The following is a 20,578-nucleotide window of genomic DNA, read 5'->3' as shown; positions in this document are numbered from 1 at the left end:
GAAAAGTGTCAAAATCTCATTAAAACCTTCCAACAACACCCAACTGACCGGCTCCAAGCTTAAGATCCCATTTGATTTTAAACTTCTTACTATCATAAACATATCTTTCTTTTTTGTTTAGATAGTTGTCGATACCATCAACTATAACTACACTTAGTACAATACCTAGTGTAACATCGGTTAACCAATGTGCGCCACTCCATAATCTAGAAATTGGAGATACTAATCCTAGCGCATAAATACCTCCTTTGACATAAGGATTATTAAATTGCTTACTAATGGCATATGCAGTAGTGAATGATAATATAGCGTGACCTGATGGGAATGAATGATAATCTGCTTCACTTGCATAAAATTTGAAGCTGTCTTTACCCTTTCCCGTGTAAGGTCTAGCGCGACCAGCTAAAGTTTTACTGATAGTTTGTATTATTCCGCCAGCTGTTGCTGATGCTATAAGTAAGACTCCAGTCTTTCTTACTTTTTCATTCTTTGTAATTAACCCGAAAGCATATACTCCTGTTGTCAATCCGTAATTGATAAGAGGTTTGCCGAAACGAAATCCTGTTTCTTTTATAAAGCTAGGAATGTCATCCTCTTGATCTGTGAAAAAATCACTTGCAGGTTCGTCTATTAGATAAATGAGAGCAGTTCCCGCAACGATCCCTCCAAGTGTTGCCCAATCTTTACTTTTCCATCTGAAAGGCTGTGTATATGCATTTTTAACTCCACCAAAAGCAGAAACGCCGTCGTATTTTAGCATTTGCCATCTGGTCATTTCATGTTCCGATTTTTCTGTTTTTTCTGTTTTTTCTTCTGGGGTTGATTCTGATTGTTCCCCTTCTAATTGTTTTTCTGTTTTTTCTTCTGGTTTTTCTTGTGCATAGGTTGCAACAGAAAATAGAAGTAGTAATAAAAAAACAGGATGTATATTAAAATGTCTCATAGGCAGCATTTGGAAAGTAAAAATAACAACTTATTCGTAAATAAAAATTATAATGTATAGAATTGGCTTACATGTAAAGTGAAGTTGTAATTAGATAAAATAAAAAACCCGAACATTTGTTCGGGTTTTTAAGGTGGTGCCTCCAGGAATCGAACCAGGGACACAAGGATTTTCAGTCCTTTGCTCTACCAACTGAGCTAAGGCACCTTGCTGTAAGCGGATGCAAATATATAACGCTTTTTTTAATCCTCAAAAGAAAAATTTAAAAAAATCGTTTTGTACTTTTGCAAATTCATAATTAAAGTATGTAAAGAGCTGTGACATTTAATGTTGTAATTAATAAATTATTATTACAAATTATACTTGCTTCTATAGAAACCCTAAATAAGGACAGATGAATCTGGTTATTGATGTTGGTAATACCTCTATAAAAATTGGAGTTTTTGAAGAAGCTTCAATTGTTCATCACGAAACATTGAAATCAGAAAACTTCTTAGAAGTTATTCAAAAAATTAAAAATGATTACCCATTAATAAAACGAGGTATACTGTCTTCAGTTTTTAATATTAAAGAAAAAGATGTAGTATTTGCACAAGATTTATTTGATATGTTGATTTTGGATCATACCTTAAAGATGCCTTTTAGAAATTTATACGCTACTCCAACAACACTAGGCGCGGATAGATTAGCATTAGTAGCTGCTTCTGTACTTAAGTTTCCTGAAAAAGATGCATTAATCATTGATGCAGGAACGTGTATCACTTATGATTTTAAAAATAAACAAGAAGAATATTTAGGCGGAGCTATAGCACCTGGTCTTAGATTAAGGTATACAAGTTTAAATAGTTTTACTTCAAAACTACCATTGTTGGACCCCGAACCTCCAAAAAACCATATTGGGAATACTACAAATGAAGCCATTCATTCCGGAGTTGTGAAGGGTGTTTTGTATGAAATTGAAGGAGCAATTGCCGAATATTGCAACACTTACCCCAATTTAACAGTTATTTTAACCGGAGGAGATGCACATTTTTTGTCTAAAAGATTAAAAAATAGCATATTTGCCACCTCTAATTTTTTATTGGAGGGACTAAATCACATTTTAGCTTTTAATAATAGTCAATGATAAAGAAGATTTTAGTAGTAATTCTGGTAATAGTTACCAGCGTATCGTATGCTCAGGAAGGTACCTCTTCACCCTATTCTTTTTTTGGAATAGGATTGCAGAAGTTTAAAGGAACAGTAGAAAATAGGTCGATGGGGGGATTGGGTATACTTGCAGATAGTGTTCACTTAAATCTTCAGAATCCGGCATCTTATGGTGAATTGGCATTAACAACCTATACATTAGGTGCTAATTATAATGGATTGAATCTTGACAATGCGGCAGGAGATGATTCTTATAAAGATAATGCATCTTTGGATTACCTAGCAATTGGTATTCCAGCAGGTAAATTCGGTTTTGGTTTTGGAGTTATTCCAGTCAGTTCTGTTGGATATCAGACAAACTCTTTTAATAGTGATGGGTCTGAAAATCAGTTCTTTGGAACTGGTGGGTTGAATAGGGTATTCGTTGCTGCAGGGTTCAAAGTTAACGAGAATTTAAGTATAGGTTTGGATATTAATTATAACTTTGGTAATATAGAGAACAAGTCTATTAAACGAACTGACTTTGAATTTGAAAGTAGAAGAATTGATAATTCTGATCTATCAGGTATTAGTCTGTCTTTTGGTATTGCTTATAATACAATGATTTCAGAAAAATTGAAGTTGACGACATCGCTTGTGTCTACTCCTTCATTTAATTTAAATTCTGAAAATTCTATAGAATTAGCTACAGTAACTATATTGCCGAATGGAGCAGAAATAGTTAATAACAGGACAGAAGAAAATACTGAAGATCAAAAATTAGACCTTCCGGCTGAGTTAAAAGTAGGTGCTGGAATTGGAGAGCCGAAAAAATGGTTCATTGGAGCAGAGTATATCTACCTTAACGCAAATAGTTTTGAAAATAGATCATTTGCTGCCGATAATGCAGTGTTTGAGAATGCGTCAAAAGTAAAATTAGGAGGGTATTACATCCCTAAATATAATTCGCTTACTAGCTACCTTAATAGGATTGTGTATAGAGCAGGAGTAAGATATGAAGAGACAGGTTTAAACATTAATGGGCAGGCTATTGATGAGTTTGGCATATCTTTTGGAGTAGGGTTACCAGTCGGCAGATTATTTTCTAATGCTAATATAGGTTTTGAGTTCGGTACAAGAGGAACAACGGACGCTGGTTTAGTAAAAGAAGAATTTTTTAATATATCGTTAGGACTATCTTTAAATGATAGATGGTTTAGAAAAGTGAAATTTAATTAACTACAATTATACAGCTATGAATACTAAAGTTTTATATACAATAGCGGCAGGATTAGTTTTAAGTGCTACAAGTGTTAGTGCTCAGGCTACTGATTGTGCGACTACGGCTTCAATAGCCTATGAGCATGCTAAAGTAAAAAATTACGAGGCGGCAGAAGCGCCTTTATGGAAAGTCAGAAAAGAATGTCCTACACACAGTCTTGCAACTTTTCAGTTTGGGAAAAAATTATTAGAGAGTAAATATAAGAAGGCAGCTGGTGCGGAAAAAATGACTTTTGCTAATGAGATGATTGCTTTATGGAAGGAACGTCTTCAGTATTTTCCTGCTAAAACTAAGGTGGGAGACATGTATTCTGATATAGGTCAGATTATGTATGATAATAAGATTGGTAATAAAGAAAGTCAATTTGCTGAATTTAATAAAGCGTGGACTGAGGATAATAAGAGTTTTTCAAGTCCAAAAAAAGTATATACTTATTTTTCTTTAATGGTTGGTTTGCAGTCAGAAGGTAAGAAGGATATTCAGGATGTTTTTGATTTATATGATGAAGTTATAGAAAAAATTGAAGATCAGGAAAGTAAAAAAGCAAAAACAATTGCTGAATTAACTGAAAAGGAAGAGTCAGGAACAGCGCTTTCCAGTAAAGAGAAAAAGAGATTGAAAACATATGGTAAAATCTTAAACAACTATAGTAAGGTAAAAGGTGGTGTTAATCAAAAGCTAGGAGAATTGGCAGATTGTAAAAACTTAATACCTCTTTATAATGGTCAGTTCGAAGGTAAAAAGAATGATATTAATTGGTTAAAAGGAGCAGCAAGTAGAATGTCTACAAAAGAATGTACTGATGATCCGTTATTCTTTAAATTAGTAGAAGCGTTACATAAAGCAGATCCTTCTGCAAAATCAGCTTACTATTTAGGTATATTGGCGCTTAAAGACAAAAAAACATCTAAAGCATTAGAATATTTTAACCAGTCAGCACAGTTAGAAACAAAAGCTAGTGATAAAGCTAAAGTGTACTTTAGAATTGGAGAAGTGGTTAAAAAACAAGGTAACTATAGTAAAGCTAGATCTTACTATAAGAAAGCTATAGCGAATAAGCCTTCTTATGGTGCTGCATATCTTAGGATTGCTGCAATGGTAGCTAAAAGTGCTAATGGCTGTGGAGCGGATGTATTTAGTAAAAGAGCAGTGTACTGGTTAGCAGAGCGATATGCGCTAAAAGCGGGTAGAGTCGATCCAAGTCTTAAGAAGACTGCTGCCGCAACAGCTGCTAATTATAGAGCAAAAGCACCTTCTAAAACAGATATCTTTAATAACCCTGGAATTACTTCAGTGAAAATAGGATGTTGGATCGGTGAAACGGTAAAAGTACCGAAGCTATAATGCAAAAAAATAATTCATATATACTATTAAACTTTGTCACAGCGCTTGCTGTGACATTGTTTTTTTCATGTCAATCAAATACATCAAAAACTAATAACTATCTTGTAACAGAAGATGCTCCAATGGCTGAAGGTTATGAGCTGAATCTGAAATATACAGATTCGGGTAGACTTACAGCGATTCTTAAAACACCCAAGGTAAAAGATTATACTAATAAAAATTTTGGGTATCAGGAATTTCCAGAAGGTATTATTCTAGATATCATTGATAAAGATGGTAAGATTAGTATAGTTAAATCAGACTATGCTATTTATTATAAAGAAACAGGGCTTATTGATATGAGAGGAAATGTGGATATTAAAACAGCCGATAGCACTCATCTTATGGCACGTCAACTTTACTGGGATCAGAGTATAAACTGGGTATTTACGGATCAGCCTTACAAGAGTATTCTTCCAGATGGGACTGTTAACGAAGCAGATGGTTTTGATGCTAATCAAGATTTTACTATATTGAATTCTCGGGTCAATGAAGGAATAATGTTCATCGAGGAATAATTTTATATGATGAAAATTTTTAGATTTTTTGAACTTGCTTATCTCGCGATTATGTGTTTCTTCTTATACCAGTCGTATGAGGATTGGGGTAAGGAAGATAGTAGAAGTATCTTATACTTATGTTTTGCAGGGGTAGCAATTTTTATGTATTTCTTTAAAAGGAATTTCCGCAAAAGATTTGATGCTAATAACAAGGATAATTAATGGAACTACAAATTATTGTAATTGTACTTTCTATTATTCTCTCCGCTTTTTTTTCTGGGATGGAGATAGCCTACATATCCTCCAATAAAATCCATATCGAAATAGAAAAAAAACAAGACGGATTTCTTTCTGGTATCCTATCTCGACTAACCAAAAAACCTTCAAAATTTATTGCTACTATGTTAGTAGGTAATAATATTGCTTTGGTTGTTTATGGTTTTTATATGGGTGAACTGTTAATGGGGTTTATTGAGGGTTATTATCCAGATATGGCCGGAAGCGTTAATTTATTGCTGCAAACAATAATTTCTACTTTAGTGATATTGCTTACAGCGGAGTTTCTTCCTAAGGTGTTTTTTCAAATTTATGCAAACACACTGCTGAAGTTTTTTTCATTTCCTGCCTATGTTTTTTATATTATTTTTTGGCCTATTTCGTTTTTTGTTATTCGAATATCTGATTTTGTGCTAAAGAAATTCCTTAAAACAGATGGAGATGAGGTTCAGTTAGCATTTACGAAAACAGAATTAGGGGATTATATCAACGAGCAAATGGAAACGGTTGAAGAACATGATGAGATCGATAGTGAGATTCAGATTTTTCAGAATGCCCTTGATTTTTCGGATGTAAAATCTCGTGAGGTTATGATTCCACGCACTGAGATTATTGCAATTGAAAAATCTCAATCTCTAGAAGAAGTAAGTCAACTTTTCATTGATACAGGGTTGTCCAAAGTATTAGTGTATAATGGAACTATTGATGATTTAATAGGATATGTGCATTCTTTTGAATTATTTAAAAAACCTAAGTCTTTAAAGTCTATATTGCTTCCTGTGGTTTTTGTGCCTGAAACTATGTATGTAAAAGACGTACTTAATCTTTTGACAAAAAAACACAAAAGTATTGCGGTAGTTATTGATGAATATGGCGGAACTAGTGGGATTATTACGGTAGAGGATATCGTAGAAGAACTATTCGGTGAGATTGAGGATGAACATGATTCTATTGACCTTATAGAGGAAAAATTAGAAGAAAATCATTACCGTTTTTCTGCAAGAATGGAAGTAGATTATATTAATGAAACTTATAAGTTAAACCTTCCGGAAAGTGAATATTACGAAACACTTGGTGGAATGATTGTTAATCACACTGAAGAGATTCCGGAACAAGGCGATATTGTAAAAATAAATACAGTAATAATCAATATTATTGAGACCTCTAATACCAAAATAGAGATTGTGGAGCTACAGTTGTTATTAGAAGATTGATATTTATGTTCATCGATTGTTTTTGGAGCATATTTCAAAGTTAGTGTTTACTGTAAAACAGTTGTTTCTGGAAAAATATCATCTATCCTAAAAATTAATTCAGAATATTGTATTGTGTTTTAAATCAATAAGATACTTGTTTTTTTTTGATCGAAACATCAATGATTTTATACTTCTCAATATCTTCAAAAATAAAAAGCAAAAAAAGTTGTAAAGACTTTCTGTCTTTAATTGGTAATATTCTAATAAAATGGTATTTTCGCCCACTATATTTCAATAAATTAAACTTATAATGGCAGTTTTAAATAAAATCAGACAACGATCCGTTTTCTTAATTGTGATTATCGCATTAGCGCTTTTCTCATTTGTATTAGCGGATTTGATTCGAAATGGAGGAGCGATTTCTCAAAAAGCAGCAAACACAATTGCTACGATAAATGGGAAAGAAATTGATAGAACTGATTTTGCTAAAAAAGTTGAAGCAGCATCTAGAAATTTTGGATCGAATGGATCTAATATTCAGACTGTAAACTACGTTTGGAATCAGGAAGTTAGACAAATAGTTTTTGATGGTCAGTTTGAAGAACTTGGAATTAGAGCCGGTGCTGATGAAGTTAATGACTTATTAAAAGAAGGATTGGCTAATAATCCAACTTTTCAGAATGAAGCAGGTGTGTTTGATAATGCAAAAATGCAGGAATATGTAGCTAGTATTCAATCAAATCCTGTTGCTTATCAACAATGGAGAGATTATAAAATATCTTTAGGTAAAGGAGCCTTAGAGCAAACATACCTTAATATGATTAAAGCAGGAGTAGGTGTTACACTTAAAGAAGGTGAGTTAGCATATAAAATGGAAAACGATGTAGTTGACATTAAATATGTTCAACTTCCATTTTCTTCTATTGTGGATACTGATGTAAATGTATCAGATGCTGAAATCCAGGCATATGTGGATAAACATCCTGAGTTATATAAGGCTGAGGCTTCAAGAAATATGAGATATGTCTTCTTTAAAGAAGAACCAAGTCAAGAAGATGAAGATGCGTTAACGGCAGATGTTGCTAAGGTTATACCAGAATTCAAAGCAGCGAAAAATATTGAAGAATTTGTAAATGTAGATCAAAGTTCTGCATTAAAATACGATGATCGTTTCGTGTTTAAAAAAGATTTACCAGCAACTGTAGCGGATACATTGTATAATGTACCTGTTGGTGAAGTTTTTGGGCCTTATAAAGATGGGAAGTTCATAAAAATATCTAAGGTTATTGCTCAGAGACAATTGCATGATTCGTTAAAAGCTAGTCATATTCTTGTTTCTTGGAAAGGGTTAGGTACAGCTGGTGATACAGAAAGAACAAAAGAAGAAGCTAAAACACTTGCAGATAGTTTGTTAACAGTGGTTAAGTCTGATAAAACACAGTTTGTGTCACTTGCTAAAGACTTTTCTGCCGACAGCTCTAATAAAGACAAAGGGGGAGATTTAGGTTATTTCGCTCCAGGAAGAATGGTGCCTGCATTTAACGACTATATTGTTGATAATAATGTTGGTGATATCGGAATTGTAGAGACTGCTTTTGGGTATCACGTAATTACTATAGAGGATAAGAAAAACGAACAAAAGGCTGTAAAAGTAGCTACTGTTGCTCAGGAAATTGAAGCTAGTGAAAAAACAATAAATACTATTTTTACTGAAACTACGAAATTTCAGATTGCTGCAAAAGATGCTGATTTTGCAGAGAAAGCTAAAGAGAGTGAGTATGCTGTTCGCCCGGTCAATAAGATTAGCGAATTAGCAGAAAACATACCTGGATTAGGAGCTCAGAGGTCTATTGTACAATGGTCGTTTAATGAGGAAACTAAGGTAGGAGATGTAAAGCGTTTTGACGTAACTGATGGATATGCTGTGATACAATTAACTGCTAAAGCTTCTAAAGGTGTACAAAAAGTAGAAGATGCTAGTGCTTCTGTAAAACCAATTCTAGTAAAAGAGAAAAAAGCAGAAATGCTTAAAAAGAAAATTTCTGGAAGTACGTTAGCTGATATTGCTAAAAATCAATCTCAGACGGTGAAAACAGCGTCTGCTTTAAATATGAAAACGCCTACTATAGGTGGTGCGGGAACAGAGCCTAAAGTGGTTGGTGCAGCATTTGCTTTAGAAGTTGGCGGAATTTCTGCGCCAATTGTAGGTAATAATGGAGTGTATGTAGTAGAAGTTACTAAGAAGACTCCAGCTAGTGGATTAGATACATATATGAGTTATGCTGCTCAGGAATCCAAGACACAAGCTACTGCAGTTAATACTAACGTGTTCAATGCACTTAAGGAAGCTGCTGAAATAGAAGATAAAAGAGCTAATTTCTACTAAGAAATAGTAAGCTAAATATTTACGATAATAAAAAACCTGAAGAATATATGTTCTTCAGGTTTTTTTTATTGCTAATGGTTATATGATTTTCTAGTTCTTTCCTCTCACTTTTTGTTCCCATTTCCAAGCAGAAGATAATGCTTCATCCAAACTGCTCTTAGCTTTCCAGCCGAGTTCCTTGTTAGCCTTGTCAGTATTAGCAAAAGCAGAGATAATATCCCCTTCTCTTCTATCTACAATTTTATAGTTCAATTTTTGTTGAGATACTTTTTCAAAAGACTGTATAACTTCTAATACGGAACTACCAGTTCCTGTTCCAACATTAAATACTTCATAATTGGATGTGTTAGTCATGTTTAGAAGACGTTGAAGAGCAATCACATGAGCCTTGGCGAGATCTACAACATGTATGTAATCTCTAATACATGTTCCATCTTCTGTTGGGTAATCATCCCCAAAAACAGAAAGTTCTTCTCTAATTCCAATACCTGTTTGGGTAATAAATGGAATCAGATTCTGAGGAACTCCAATGGGTAATTCACCAATTTCTGTAGAAGGGTGCGCGCCAATAGGATTAAAATAACGCAATGCAATTGCGTTTAGATTTGGTTTTACCTTACAGACATCTTTTATAATTTCTTCACCAATTTGCTTCGTATTTCCATAAGGGGATTCTGCAATTTTCACAGGCGCATTTTCAGTAATAGGTAATTCATCCGCCTGACCATATACAGTGCAAGAAGAACTGAAAATAAAACTGGTTTTATCTTTTTTCTGTAGTTCTTTGAGAACATATACAAGTACACTTATATTATTCTCATAATATAAGAGAGGATTTTCTACACTTTCTCCAACAGCTTTAGACGCTGCAAAATGAATAACACCTTCGATATCCTTATGACGTGTGAAAAAATCCTCAACCTTATCTTTTTCTCTAAGATCAAAGTTTTCAAAAATTGGTAGCTTTCCTGTAATTGCCTCTATTCCTTTTAGAACATCAGTAGAAGAGTTAGAGCAGTTATCAATAATAATGACATCATATCCTTCTGTTTGTAATTCCACTACTGTATGTGATCCGATAAACCCCAATCCACCGGTAACTAATATTTTCATTTTTTTATTTTCAAGAGTTTTGTTGTAATAAAGTGTAAAGTTAATATAATATAAACCATAACTAAAAATAGATCAGGATTTAGTTTTAGTATTTGTTAGAAAATCAAGTAAGTGCTAATGACTAACACTGTGATAATCGCACCAACTATAAAAGCATATTTCCAAGATGTTGTGTCTATCACATCTGTAGTTATAGGGACATACATGTCTGTTTTTGGTTTAAGAACTCCAATGATGAGCATAATGGTTACATTAATTACAAATAAAATTCCCATAATGTGTAAAAAATGGGGATATGCTTCAGCTTTGATAATGGCTAATTGGTCTGGATCTGTAATGCCGTTAGAAGTTGCTTGGGATAATGCTTCGTTTGTGAAATAAGGACCTAAGATAAGTAAACTTGCTAGATACATAAGAACTCCAGCAATTAGTACTACTTTAGCTCCAAGAGCAGGTACCTTTTTTGTAAGTATTCCAATGATAACCACTGCTAAAATAGGAACACTTAAGCTTCCTAAAGCTTGCTGAATATAAGAAAACAATCCTTCTGGAGCATTGGCAATAAATGGTGCGATTGTCATAGAAATTAAAGCGACTATAAGGCCAAATAATTTACCTGCTTTCACCGTTTGAAGGTCACTTGCATCAGGTTTAAAGAATTTTTTATAGAGATCAAACCCAAAAAGTGTAGCACTACTATTCAACAAACTATTAAACGAACTCAATACAGCACCAAAAAGGACAGCTGCAAAAAAGCCAAGCAATGCAGGAGGAAGTACTTTACGAACAAGTTCTGGATATGCTTGATCTGCAGAATCAAGGTTTCCATTAAATACATTCCAGGCTATAATACCAGGAAGTACAACGATTATGGGAATGAGAAATTTCACAAAGGCTGCAAGCATCATTCCTTTTTGCCCTTCTTTTAAACTTTTTGCACCAAAAACGCGCTGTAAAATAGATTGATTAGTTCCCCAATAGTACATTTGTGCTATCATCATTCCCGTAAAAATAGTTCCTAGAGGAATAGACGAAGTAACTCCTCCGGTAACATTAAACTTATCTTGATTTTCTGTCCATAATGTATTGATGCCATCCATCATACTTCCATCACCAATTAACTTTAATCCAAAGTATGGAATTAATAGTCCACCTATTAATAATCCTATAGCATTTATAAGGTCTGATACTGCAACCGCCTTTAATCCTCCAAAAATTGCATATATGACTCCTATGAGTCCAATGCTCCATACGCAAAGCCAAATAGTAGAAGATTTAGACCAACCCAATAATGTTGGCAAGTCAAACATAGTACTAAAGGCGAGTGATCCGGAATATAGAATTGTAGGTAATAGCACGATACTAAAAGCTACCAGAAATAAAACAGATAATATGGCTTTTGTATTTTCATCAAAGCGTTTTTCTATAAACTCAGGAATTGTAGTAATACCGCCTTTCATGTATTTAGGAAGTAACCATATGGCGGTAAGTACCATAGCAATGGCAGCCAATGTTTCCCAAGCCATAACCAGTACTCCTTCCGTAAAGGCTTGCCCATTAAGTCCTACAATCTGTTCTGCGGATAAATTCGTGAGTAATAATGAACCTGCAATAGTTATAGCGCCAAGACTTCTACCTCCTAGGTAGTAGCCATCAGCCGATTTTTCATCAGTGTTCCTGGTTTTCCACCAAGCATATATTGCTACAAGTAATGTAAATCCAATAAAAGAGAATATTCCCATTTGTGTTATGTATTAAATGAATTTAGAAAATCTTGCGATTTACTATTTTAATTTTAAGTAACTTCATGCTCATAATATGTCGATGCATCTTGTAGTAATAAATCGAGATATTTATTTTCGTTTTCCAGACGTTGTTCATCCCATCTTAAATACTTTATAAGATCTTCTTGCACCATAGATCGATATTGACGGACACTATCGATCCCAAAATATAATCTTCCGGTTCGTCTTACAAAAAAATCAGCCAATCCATTAATCATCTCATGATGCACGCCATACCATACTTCGGATCGTATTAATTTTTCTTCGATAGAATCATTTAAAAAATAACTTACTTTATCGATAATAGTATTGGCTTGTTTGCCATATGTGGTGGCTAGATACCATCCATAATATTCATCCTGTACGTTTAGTTCTTTTAGCTGTTGATTAATTTTCAGAAGATACTTCTCTACTTCCTCTGTATCTTTAAGGGGGTCACTGGTAAGAGGTATGTTTTGAGTAAACGATTTTGAAAACTGTTCCCTTTTCTTAGAACTCATTGTTTTCAGAACAGTATCAATTACACGTTGCGCCATTTTTCGATATCCAGTAAGTTTTCCTCCGGCAATCGAAATTAATCCTGTTTTAGAAACAAAGATTTCATCCTTTCTAGATAATTCTGAAGGGTCTTTACCATCTTCGTGAATGAGTGGCCTTAGTCCGGCCCAATTGGATTCTATGTCTTCTTCAGTAAGTTTTACGGTTGGAAACATATTATTTACTGCATCTAATAAGTATTGAGCATCTTCTTGTGTAGCTACCACACGATTTAGGTTGGCTTTGTAGTTGGTATCCGTAGTTCCAACGTACGTTGCTCTGCCTCTAGGGATAGCAAAAATCATTCTTCCATCTGGTACATCGAAGTATACAGATTGGGTAAGTGGAAACTGTTCTCTAGAAAAAACAATATGCACTCCTTTAGTAAGGTGCAAGTGTTTGTTATTCATAGAATGATCCTTTTCTCGTAATAAATCTACCCAAGGACCTGCTGCTGAAACGTAATTTCTTGCTTTGATAATAAATCTTTTTTGTGAATTATGATCTAGACATTCTAAGCTTTTAATCTTTCCTTCATCATCGTAATTAAAAGTCGTCATTTCACAATAATTGATGATATTGGCTCCATAAGAAGCTGCTTTTTTCAAAAGTTCTACAGTAAGTCTCGCATCATCAGTTCGATACTCTGCATAATAACCTCCTCCCGTAAGTTTGTTTTTATTTAATAACGGTTCCTTTGCAATTGTATCTTCTATGCTAAGCATTTTTCGTTTGTCATCTCCTTCTACATTTGCCAAAAAATCATATACTTTTAATCCTATGGCGGTCATCATTTTTCCATAAGTTCCTCCTTCTATCAATGGTAACAACATCTTTTCTGGCACTACCAAATGTGGGGCAAGTTTATGAACAGTAGCGCGCTCACTTCCAGATTCTTTTACAAGTGCGATTTCCATTTGTTTAAGATATCGCAATCCACCATGAATGAGTTTTGTAGATTTGTTACTGGTTCCAGAAGCAAAATCGTTTTTCTCTACTAAACATACTTTTAATCCTCTAGAAGCAGCATCCAAAGCAATTCCTGCCCCGGTGACTCCTCCGCCAATAATAATGATGTCATATTTAGTTGTCTGAGCTTTTTGCAATTGTATGTGCCGATCAAGAATAGAAAATCGAATTGGACCTTCCTCTTTAGTAGAGAGCATTTTGGCATTAGAAGATTTAGTGCGTTCTACTGCTTCTTTCCATCCACTGTATTTTCTGTTTCGCTCATGCTCTGTAATCTGGGGTTTAAACTTGGTATCTACAATTCTAATTTTTGAAATATCCTTTTTTGTCCAAACCCCAGCTTTTATTCCTGCCAGGAATGCAGCACCAAGTGCCGTTACTTCTAACATTGCAGGTCGATCTACTTCTACATTTAGAATGTCGGCCTGAAATTGCATTAAATAGTTATTAGCAGATGCTCCGCCATCTACTTTAAGTTCTTTCATGAGTTTGCCACTATCTTCTATCATTGCGTCTAATACATCACGAGTTTGATAAGCTAAGGCATCTACGGTGGCTTTTATAATCTCATTTTTCCCTGAATCCAGTGTTAATCCATAAATAGCACCTTTAGCACTCATGTCCCAATAAGGAGCTCCTAAACCCGCAAATGCAGGGACTACGTATAAGCCTTCTGAAGACGGAGTAGATTTGCAGATTTCTTCGGTTTCCGAAGCTTTTGTGATTACTTGTAATTTATCACGGAGCCATTGTACAGAAGCACCTCCTACAAAAACGCTACCTTCTAAGGCATATTTTATATTATCTTCCGGAAGACTACAGCACAAGGTGGTCAGTAAACCATTATTAGATTGATAGGCTTTTTTCCCCGTATTTAATAATAAAAAACAACCAGTTCCATAGGTGTTTTTAGCGATTCCGGATTTATAACCTCCTTGACCAAATAACGAAGCTTGCTGATCTCCAGCAACACCATATATCGGAACTTCTTTTCCTTGATAAGAAATACTTCCAAAATCGGATGAAGAATATTGAACTTTAGGGAGCATGTCCTTTGGAATATTCAATGCTGTTAACATCGTGTCATCCCATTTCAATTGTATAATATTGTACAACATGGTTCTGGAAGCGTTGGAATGATCGGTAACATGGCTAGTACCATTTGTGAATTTCCAGATTAACCAGGTATCGACGGTGCCAAATAACAGATCTCCGTTTTCTGCTTTTTCTCTTGCACCCTCTACATTATCCAGAATCCATTTTAGTTTTGTTCCAGAAAAATAAGAATCTATTACTAATCCCGTGTTTTTGGTAACATAATCTTCAAGACCAATAGCCTTTAGGTTTTTACAAATCCTGGATGTTCTTTTATCTAACCATACAATAGCGTTATAAATAGGCTCTCCCGTTGTTTTATCCCAAACTACAGTAGTTTCCCTTTGATTGGTGATGCCTATACCTGCAATTTTATCTATACTTATTTTGGATATGTCTAATACTTCTTCAAAGACTTCTTGTTGATGTCTGAAAATTTCAATAGGATCATGTTCTACCCATCCTGATTTAGGGTAATATTGGGTCAATTCTTTTTGAGCAATTCCACAAATAGTACCTTTATTGTCAAAAATGATGGCTCTGGTACTTGTGGTTCCTTGGTCAAAAGCAATAATATATTTTTTATTCATCAGAGGATGTTTGACTTTATTTCTATATATTTTATTTAATTATTGATTTTCTATAGGTATCTTAAAAAATAGCATAAATTTTAAAATATTAATCAATTGATTATAAATATCTAAATTATTTAAGCAATGAAAAAGATAATTGCTAATTAAAAAAAATGTAATCGGTTGTATTATTTTTTATATTGAGTATGATCATTTTTACACACTTTTTAAATAATAAGCTTCAAGTTTCGGCGTTTTTTTCTAATATAATTAATCCGCAAACAGGTGCTTTTATTTGAACGACTCCTATGAGAACCATTAAATTGCATTCATTTATTTTTTTTCCAGTACAATCATAGATCACACAATGATAGGCTCCATAATTTTTATCACTACTCAGTACGATTTTGGTGTTTAACTGACCATTAATGATATCAACTCTGTTCGTTTCTTCCTGAAAATCAATAATATAATTGTCAAATAACCCAATAATTGTATGGTCCTCTAAAGAAGATTTAAGTACTGGATAATTTGCTAAAGGTTTTTGTGGGATAAATTTTCCTTTTAAGAAAACATCGGAATGATTTCTCCAATAATGTGTATAAAAATGGATCATTGATAATTCTTCTGATGTTGCTTTTTGAAGTAAAATAGAAAGTTGTGGGACTCCAAATAAGGTATTCACTAATTGCAATGCTTTTATTTCTAAAGGTTCTTCTGTATGATAAGTAAACATATCACTGTGCACAGCAGTTTCGCCACAAAGGATCTTGATATCAGTAATCCGCACTCTATTCATTACAGAATCACCAGGGCAGTCAAATGCTCTAAACATATTACCATATTTGCGCATGGCAGGACCTGTATATTTTTGACGAAATTCGATAACAACCTCTGGATTAATGGCATGTAATGAACTCATTATGTCTGTCATTAATCGATCTACTGCTAGATTTACAGAGGAGTAGTCCCTTCCTTCTTCTTTAGTTAGTTTGGTACTAGGGTATACTTTAAATTCGTCGATGAAATCCAGTTTGAAACCGTCAATTCTCCAAGTTTTTAATGCATTTACATATAAGCTTATCAGATATTCTCTTACTTCAGGATACCTGGGATCAAATACAGGAGCCCAACGATGTTCTTCTGTAAGGAATTTACCTTTAAATTTTTTATACGCTTTTGATTTCTTCCCACAGAAAGGAACAGAATACCATAAAGCTAATTTCATTCCTGTAGTATGGATTTTGTTGACAAAATTTTTCATTTCAGGAATCCTCTCGGGATACCAATCACCTGTATAATCATAACCTCTGTTTTCATCATTGGTTTGCCATCCATCATCGATTATTATTAACTCGTATCCTAATGTGGAAGCAATTCTACATTCTTCAATAAGATTTTCTATATCTAGTTTTTGATGAAATTGATACCAGGTAGAATATACAGGAACTTTTGCTAAATCAGGAACAATTGCCGGAGTGAGACTTTCAAAACTCTCCCACCATTTCCCTACATTTTTTAAAGACTCCGAAAAAGGTTGGTTACTTTGATCAATTCTTAGTTGTGCGTTATAATCTGTAATTGCGTGATGTCTTTCTGTGAAAAATGAAATATGACAATAAATACAATTATCTTCTTCTCTATATAATGCATTCAATTTTTTAGTATTAATAGCATCAGAACAGGCAAATGTAATGATGTTACTGTCATCATGACCAAATAAAGAAATTACAGGGGAATCTACAGAAATTCTTGATTCCATATGATCCAATTCCCAATCATCCATGATTCTTTTTGCAAAATCTGTTGTAGGTTTCCAGACACCTTTTACATTAACAACAGGGATTTTCCATTTAAAAGTCACTTTTTGTGGTTGAAATTTAGTTTCAGATGAAAAATTAATATTATATATAGTTACTCCATGTTGTTCTTCAAGTAAGGTTATATGAACTTGAAAATCTTTGGACTCCTGTATTATCTCTATATTATGAGTAATGACTTCTTTCATGTGTTTTTTTTATTCTTTGATGTTTTGTAAAATCAGTCTTTTGCTAAAACATTTCTTTTTTTAATTATACGATGTACAACTATGCTGTCATTGTTTTGCGTGGCAAAAACTAAATTTTCTTTATTTCTCTTTTGGACAGAAATGATATGATTGGATTGTTTTGTTATCAAAAAACCACTTTTATTATTTTCTATTGGAATAAAACCTTTTTTTGATCCTTTTAAGTAGATTCCTACCATAGCATCATGTCTGCCGTAATTGGCTTCTGCAGAATAATTATTGCCTACGATTAGAACATCTTTAAAACCATCTTGATCAATGTCTTGGATAAGAAAATCATTGATAGGAGATCGTTGACAAACTTGAGGTAAATAATGCACTTTAAAAATGTTGTCTCCTATATTCTCTGCGTAAATTGATTGAAATATATGAGCACTAAGAGTTTCTTTGTCTAAATCATTGATATTTAATAATTCTTGAAAGTTGACTTTAGCAAATTCATTGTATGTAGGGTATCGTTTTTTTAAACTTACCAATTGTTTCATAATGTCATCTCGAGTATGTATAGGTTTAAGAGATAGGCCATCAGTAGTTTCGAAATACTGAGCTAAAACAGGATCGATACTTCCATTATGATCAAAATCCTCTGTGTAAACATATACAGCTTGATCAAACCTTGGTTGTATAAATCCATTAGTTCCTTGATTACCTGCTAGTATGTCCTGATCACCGTCATTATCGAAATCCGCGAGCGTTATACTGTTCCACCAACCAGACATTTTTATTTTTTTTCCTTCTGTATCTAGCCATTGTATAGGGATTTCTTTTGCTTTGTCTTTGTTGATATTATAGATGGAGATAGGCATCCACTGTCCAACTACGATTAGTTCTTTTGTTTTATCATTATTAATGTCTGCCCAGCTCGCATCAGTTACGATACCGGGTTTAGAGAAAGAAATTTTATTATTTATTGATAGATTACCTTTTTGATTAGTAAGTATATAGCTAGGTGTATGAAGCGGGTACTTACCTGGCAGAACACCCCCACCGATAAAAATATTTTGGAATCCATTATTATCTACATCATTTGCAACAACACAAGTTGTATTTGTTTTAATTTTGGAAAGAACTTTGTCATGCGACATAGAAAAATGCCCTTTGCCATTGTTAATAAATATTCTGTCTTTTAATAATTCTTCATTATTTCCTGCATCACTTCCTCCGCTTCCAATATATAAATCGTTATCTCCATCGTGATCAATGTCAATAAACAATGAAGCGGTATCTTCATATTTGGTATCTAATTTTTGAATAGGTTTATAAATTCCATTTTTGTCTTCCGCAAAAAGAGTACCTGGAACATTTTTACTACCTCCAATAAAGATCTCATCGCCTTTTTGATTATCAATATTTCCTTTTATGATACAAGGACCTAGAGCATTAAATTGATGACTTAGTAATGATTGTTGTAAATAATCATTTAAATAATTTTCTGTATGTATGTATGAAAAGGTGGTTTTATCTTTTTGAAATATTAGATCCGTTTCTTTTCTAGACTTATTGTGATAAGAATTTTGATGAGAAATAGTTAAAACTTGATTTGATGGAATATCTTTTTTGTAACTAACGTTTCCATCTGGCCATATTACTTGTAATGAGTCAATTTTTTCTGAGTGAATACCAAAATGAATAATCGGTTCTACAGATGATAAATACCCTCTAACTGTAGATTGATATTGTGTTTGTTTGTTTGCATTTTCCCACAAAGTAATTTTTGCTCCAATTCCGTTTTTGTTTTTGTAAGTTCCTTCTAGCTGTACTCTCAAAAATTTTTTACCTTTTTCTGAAGTGTGATTTTCTAAAATCGATGCCGGGCTGTTAATATTATTTATAACTAAATCCAAATCTCCATCCAAGTCTAAGTCTGCATAAGCAGAACCATTAGAGTATGATTTTTGATTCCTGATCCATTGAGAAGAAACATCAGTAAATTGAGTTTTACCGTTATTTTGATACATCACATTGGCAAGATGAATTCCCGGAAGTTTTTTGACTAAGGTCTTAAATTTATCTTTTCGAGCTTCTGGGGTCCCAAAGATGTTGTTTTGTTCCGAGTAATTGATGAAATCCAAATCGGTAATATCTTTTACATAACCGTTAGTGATGTAAAGATCTTTATTTCCATCGTTGTCATAATCTGCTATAAGTGGAGCCCAACTCCAATCTGTGCTAGCAATACCCGAAGCAAATCCAATTTCTGAGGCAGGTATTATTTTGTCATTGATAAAACCATTATGTACCTGCAACGTATTATGAATATATTGAGGTGTATATCCGTTTCTTTGTGCCAATAAGTATCGATCATAATTATTAGAAACTAACATTTTCTTTTGCCGTTCATAATCATTAGGGAGCATATCTACAACCATAATATCAGGTAATAAATCATTGTTAATATCTGCTACGTCTACCCCCATCGCATTGTAGGTTTGTTTTGATAAAATTTGTTGATTTATTTCATCAAACCCAAGATGCATTCCAATAGTATCAGTCCCTTTGTTTAGGTACAAAAGATCATTAGTTATAAAATCATTACTAATATAGATATCTGGTAAATTATCATCATTAAAATCATTGATAGCAACACCAAGACCAAATCCTTTATGAGTGATTCCTAAACTATCGGATACGTTGGTAAAGTATATTTGATTTTTATCTTCTTTAGTTTTGTTTTCTAATAAATAATCTGATAAATGTTTAGGTTGGTATTTCTTAGGGATAGGAGTGTTTCTATCTCTTTTTGTATTTCCATTATGAACAATATAAGCATCTAGGTCGCCATCAGTATCATAGTCAAAAAAAACAGTTTGTTGGCTGTAGTTTCCATCATCTAAACCATAGATCGAGGCTTGCTCTTTAAAATAGGGGGTGCCTTTTTTGTTTAATCCTTGGTTTATGAACAATAAATTGTTGCAATCATTATTACAGTTAGCTCCACCTACATTAAGATAAATATCATCTAATCCATCTGCGTTTATGTCCACAATACTTACTCCGGTAATCCATGAACTTGTTTTAAAATGTGACTCTACTGATATATCTTTAAACTTCAGGTCTCCAAGGTTTAAGTAAAGCTTACTGGATGCTTGATTTGCAGTAAAAACAATATCTGGTAAATTATCATTATTAAAATCACCGATGCCAACACCTCCACCATTATAACAATATTGAAAATCAATAACATTGATAGAATCGTTTTCAATAATTGTATTTTGAAAAACTACAGTGCTATGTGAAGACGGAACAAGAGTAAATAGAAAATCTTCGGACGGCTGTTTTTTGCATCCCAAAAGAAACAGAACAAGTACAATATGAATTATATATTTTTTCAAAAAGATGGTGTTAA

The 20,578-nt window shown here is 33.5% G+C and carries 12 protein-coding genes and 1 tRNA gene; 6 read left to right on the top strand and 7 right to left on the bottom strand.

The window, feature by feature from the left end; translation table 11 throughout:
* Positions 1 to 19 precede the first annotated feature (19 nt).
* The gene (locus tag Q0921_RS20965) at positions 20 to 943 is read right to left on the bottom strand and encodes a phosphatase PAP2 family protein (RefSeq protein ID WP_299260393.1); all 924 of its coding nucleotides are present in this window, start codon (positions 941 to 943) and stop codon (positions 20 to 22) included.
* Between the two features lie 134 nt (positions 944 to 1,077).
* A tRNA-Phe gene (locus Q0921_RS20960) sits at positions 1,078 to 1,150 on the bottom strand.
* Between the two features lie 187 nt (positions 1,151 to 1,337).
* Between Q0921_RS20960 and Q0921_RS20955 the strand changes: the two genes are divergently transcribed.
* From Q0921_RS20955 to Q0921_RS20930, 6 genes are all read left to right on the top strand, one after another.
* Positions 1,338 to 2,069 (top strand): type III pantothenate kinase, encoded by a 732-nt coding sequence (locus tag Q0921_RS20955; protein ID WP_299260391.1) that lies wholly within the window; start codon positions 1,338 to 1,340, stop codon positions 2,067 to 2,069.
* Entirely contained in the window at positions 2,066 to 3,310 is a 1,245-nt protein-coding gene (locus Q0921_RS20950; RefSeq protein ID WP_299260389.1) for a hypothetical protein, read from the top strand. The genes Q0921_RS20955 and Q0921_RS20950 overlap by 4 nt, the downstream gene beginning before the upstream one ends.
* Positions 3,311 to 3,326: 16 nt before the next feature.
* Complete coding sequence (locus Q0921_RS20945; RefSeq protein ID WP_299260387.1) at positions 3,327 to 4,697, top strand: M48 family metallopeptidase; 1,371 nt, start codon at positions 3,327 to 3,329, stop codon at positions 4,695 to 4,697.
* Positions 4,697 to 5,254, top strand: a complete 558-nt coding sequence (gene lptC / locus Q0921_RS20940; RefSeq protein ID WP_299260385.1) for an LPS export ABC transporter periplasmic protein LptC — start codon at positions 4,697 to 4,699, stop codon at positions 5,252 to 5,254. The genes Q0921_RS20945 and lptC overlap by 1 nt, the downstream gene beginning before the upstream one ends.
* A 203-nt stretch (positions 5,255 to 5,457) precedes the next feature.
* Positions 5,458 to 6,726 (top strand): hemolysin family protein, encoded by a 1,269-nt coding sequence (locus tag Q0921_RS20935; RefSeq protein ID WP_299260383.1) that lies wholly within the window; start codon positions 5,458 to 5,460, stop codon positions 6,724 to 6,726.
* A 292-nt stretch (positions 6,727 to 7,018) separates the two neighbouring features.
* A complete protein-coding gene (locus Q0921_RS20930) occupies positions 7,019 to 9,094 on the top strand; it encodes a peptidylprolyl isomerase (protein ID WP_299260381.1) in 2,076 nt (691 codons plus the stop codon).
* 90 nt (positions 9,095 to 9,184) lie between these two features.
* Here the strand turns inward: Q0921_RS20930 and galE are convergent, their stop codons facing one another.
* The 5 genes from galE to Q0921_RS20905 form a co-directional block, all read right to left on the bottom strand.
* The gene (galE, locus tag Q0921_RS20925; RefSeq protein WP_299260379.1) at positions 9,185 to 10,207 is read right to left on the bottom strand and encodes a UDP-glucose 4-epimerase GalE; all 1,023 of its coding nucleotides are present in this window, start codon (positions 10,205 to 10,207) and stop codon (positions 9,185 to 9,187) included.
* 95 nt (positions 10,208 to 10,302) lie between these two features.
* The gene (locus tag Q0921_RS20920) at positions 10,303 to 11,949 is read right to left on the bottom strand and encodes a solute:sodium symporter family transporter (protein WP_299260377.1); all 1,647 of its coding nucleotides are present in this window, start codon (positions 11,947 to 11,949) and stop codon (positions 10,303 to 10,305) included.
* Positions 11,950 to 12,002: 53 nt separating this feature from the next.
* Entirely contained in the window at positions 12,003 to 15,182 is a 3,180-nt protein-coding gene (gene glpK, locus Q0921_RS20915; protein ID WP_299260375.1) for a glycerol kinase GlpK, read from the bottom strand.
* 223 nt (positions 15,183 to 15,405) lie between these two features.
* Positions 15,406 to 17,172: a glycoside hydrolase family 36 protein gene (locus tag Q0921_RS20910; RefSeq protein WP_299260373.1), complete on the bottom strand. Its 1,767-nt coding sequence runs from the start codon at positions 17,170 to 17,172 to the stop codon at positions 15,406 to 15,408.
* A 32-nt stretch (positions 17,173 to 17,204) separates the two neighbouring features.
* Positions 17,205 to 20,564, bottom strand: coding sequence for a VCBS repeat-containing protein (locus tag Q0921_RS20905; protein ID WP_299260371.1), 3,360 nt, complete (start codon positions 20,562 to 20,564; stop codon positions 17,205 to 17,207).
* Between the last annotated feature and the right edge of the window lie 14 nt (positions 20,565 to 20,578).

The sequence above is a fragment of the uncultured Aquimarina sp. genome (assembly GCF_947496855.1).
Lineage (GTDB): Bacteria > Bacteroidota > Bacteroidia > Flavobacteriales > Flavobacteriaceae > Aquimarina.
This window is presented reverse-complemented; position numbering and strand designations above follow the sequence as displayed.

Excerpts from the sequence above, each read along its gene's own strand:
- Q0921_RS20965 (WP_299260393.1), bottom strand. The coding sequence starts at position 943 with ATGAGACATTTTAATATACATCCTGTTTTTTTATTACTACTTCTATTT.
- Q0921_RS20955 (WP_299260391.1), top strand. The coding sequence starts at position 1,338 with ATGAATCTGGTTATTGATGTTGGTAATACCTCTATAAAAATTGGAGTT.
- Q0921_RS20950 (WP_299260389.1), top strand. The coding sequence starts at position 2,066 with ATGATAAAGAAGATTTTAGTAGTAATTCTGGTAATAGTTACCAGCGTA.
- Q0921_RS20945 (WP_299260387.1), top strand. The coding sequence starts at position 3,327 with ATGAATACTAAAGTTTTATATACAATAGCGGCAGGATTAGTTTTAAGT.
- lptC (WP_299260385.1), top strand. The coding sequence starts at position 4,697 with ATGCAAAAAAATAATTCATATATACTATTAAACTTTGTCACAGCGCTT.
- Q0921_RS20935 (WP_299260383.1), top strand. The coding sequence starts at position 5,458 with ATGGAACTACAAATTATTGTAATTGTACTTTCTATTATTCTCTCCGCT.
- Q0921_RS20930 (WP_299260381.1), top strand. The coding sequence starts at position 7,019 with ATGGCAGTTTTAAATAAAATCAGACAACGATCCGTTTTCTTAATTGTG.
- galE (WP_299260379.1), bottom strand. The coding sequence starts at position 10,207 with ATGAAAATATTAGTTACCGGTGGATTGGGGTTTATCGGATCACATACA.
- Q0921_RS20920 (WP_299260377.1), bottom strand. The coding sequence starts at position 11,949 with ATGGGAATATTCTCTTTTATTGGATTTACATTACTTGTAGCAATATAT.
- glpK (WP_299260375.1), bottom strand. The coding sequence starts at position 15,182 with ATGAATAAAAAATATATTATTGCTTTTGACCAAGGAACCACAAGTACC.
- Q0921_RS20910 (WP_299260373.1), bottom strand. The coding sequence starts at position 17,172 with ATGAAAGAAGTCATTACTCATAATATAGAGATAATACAGGAGTCCAAA.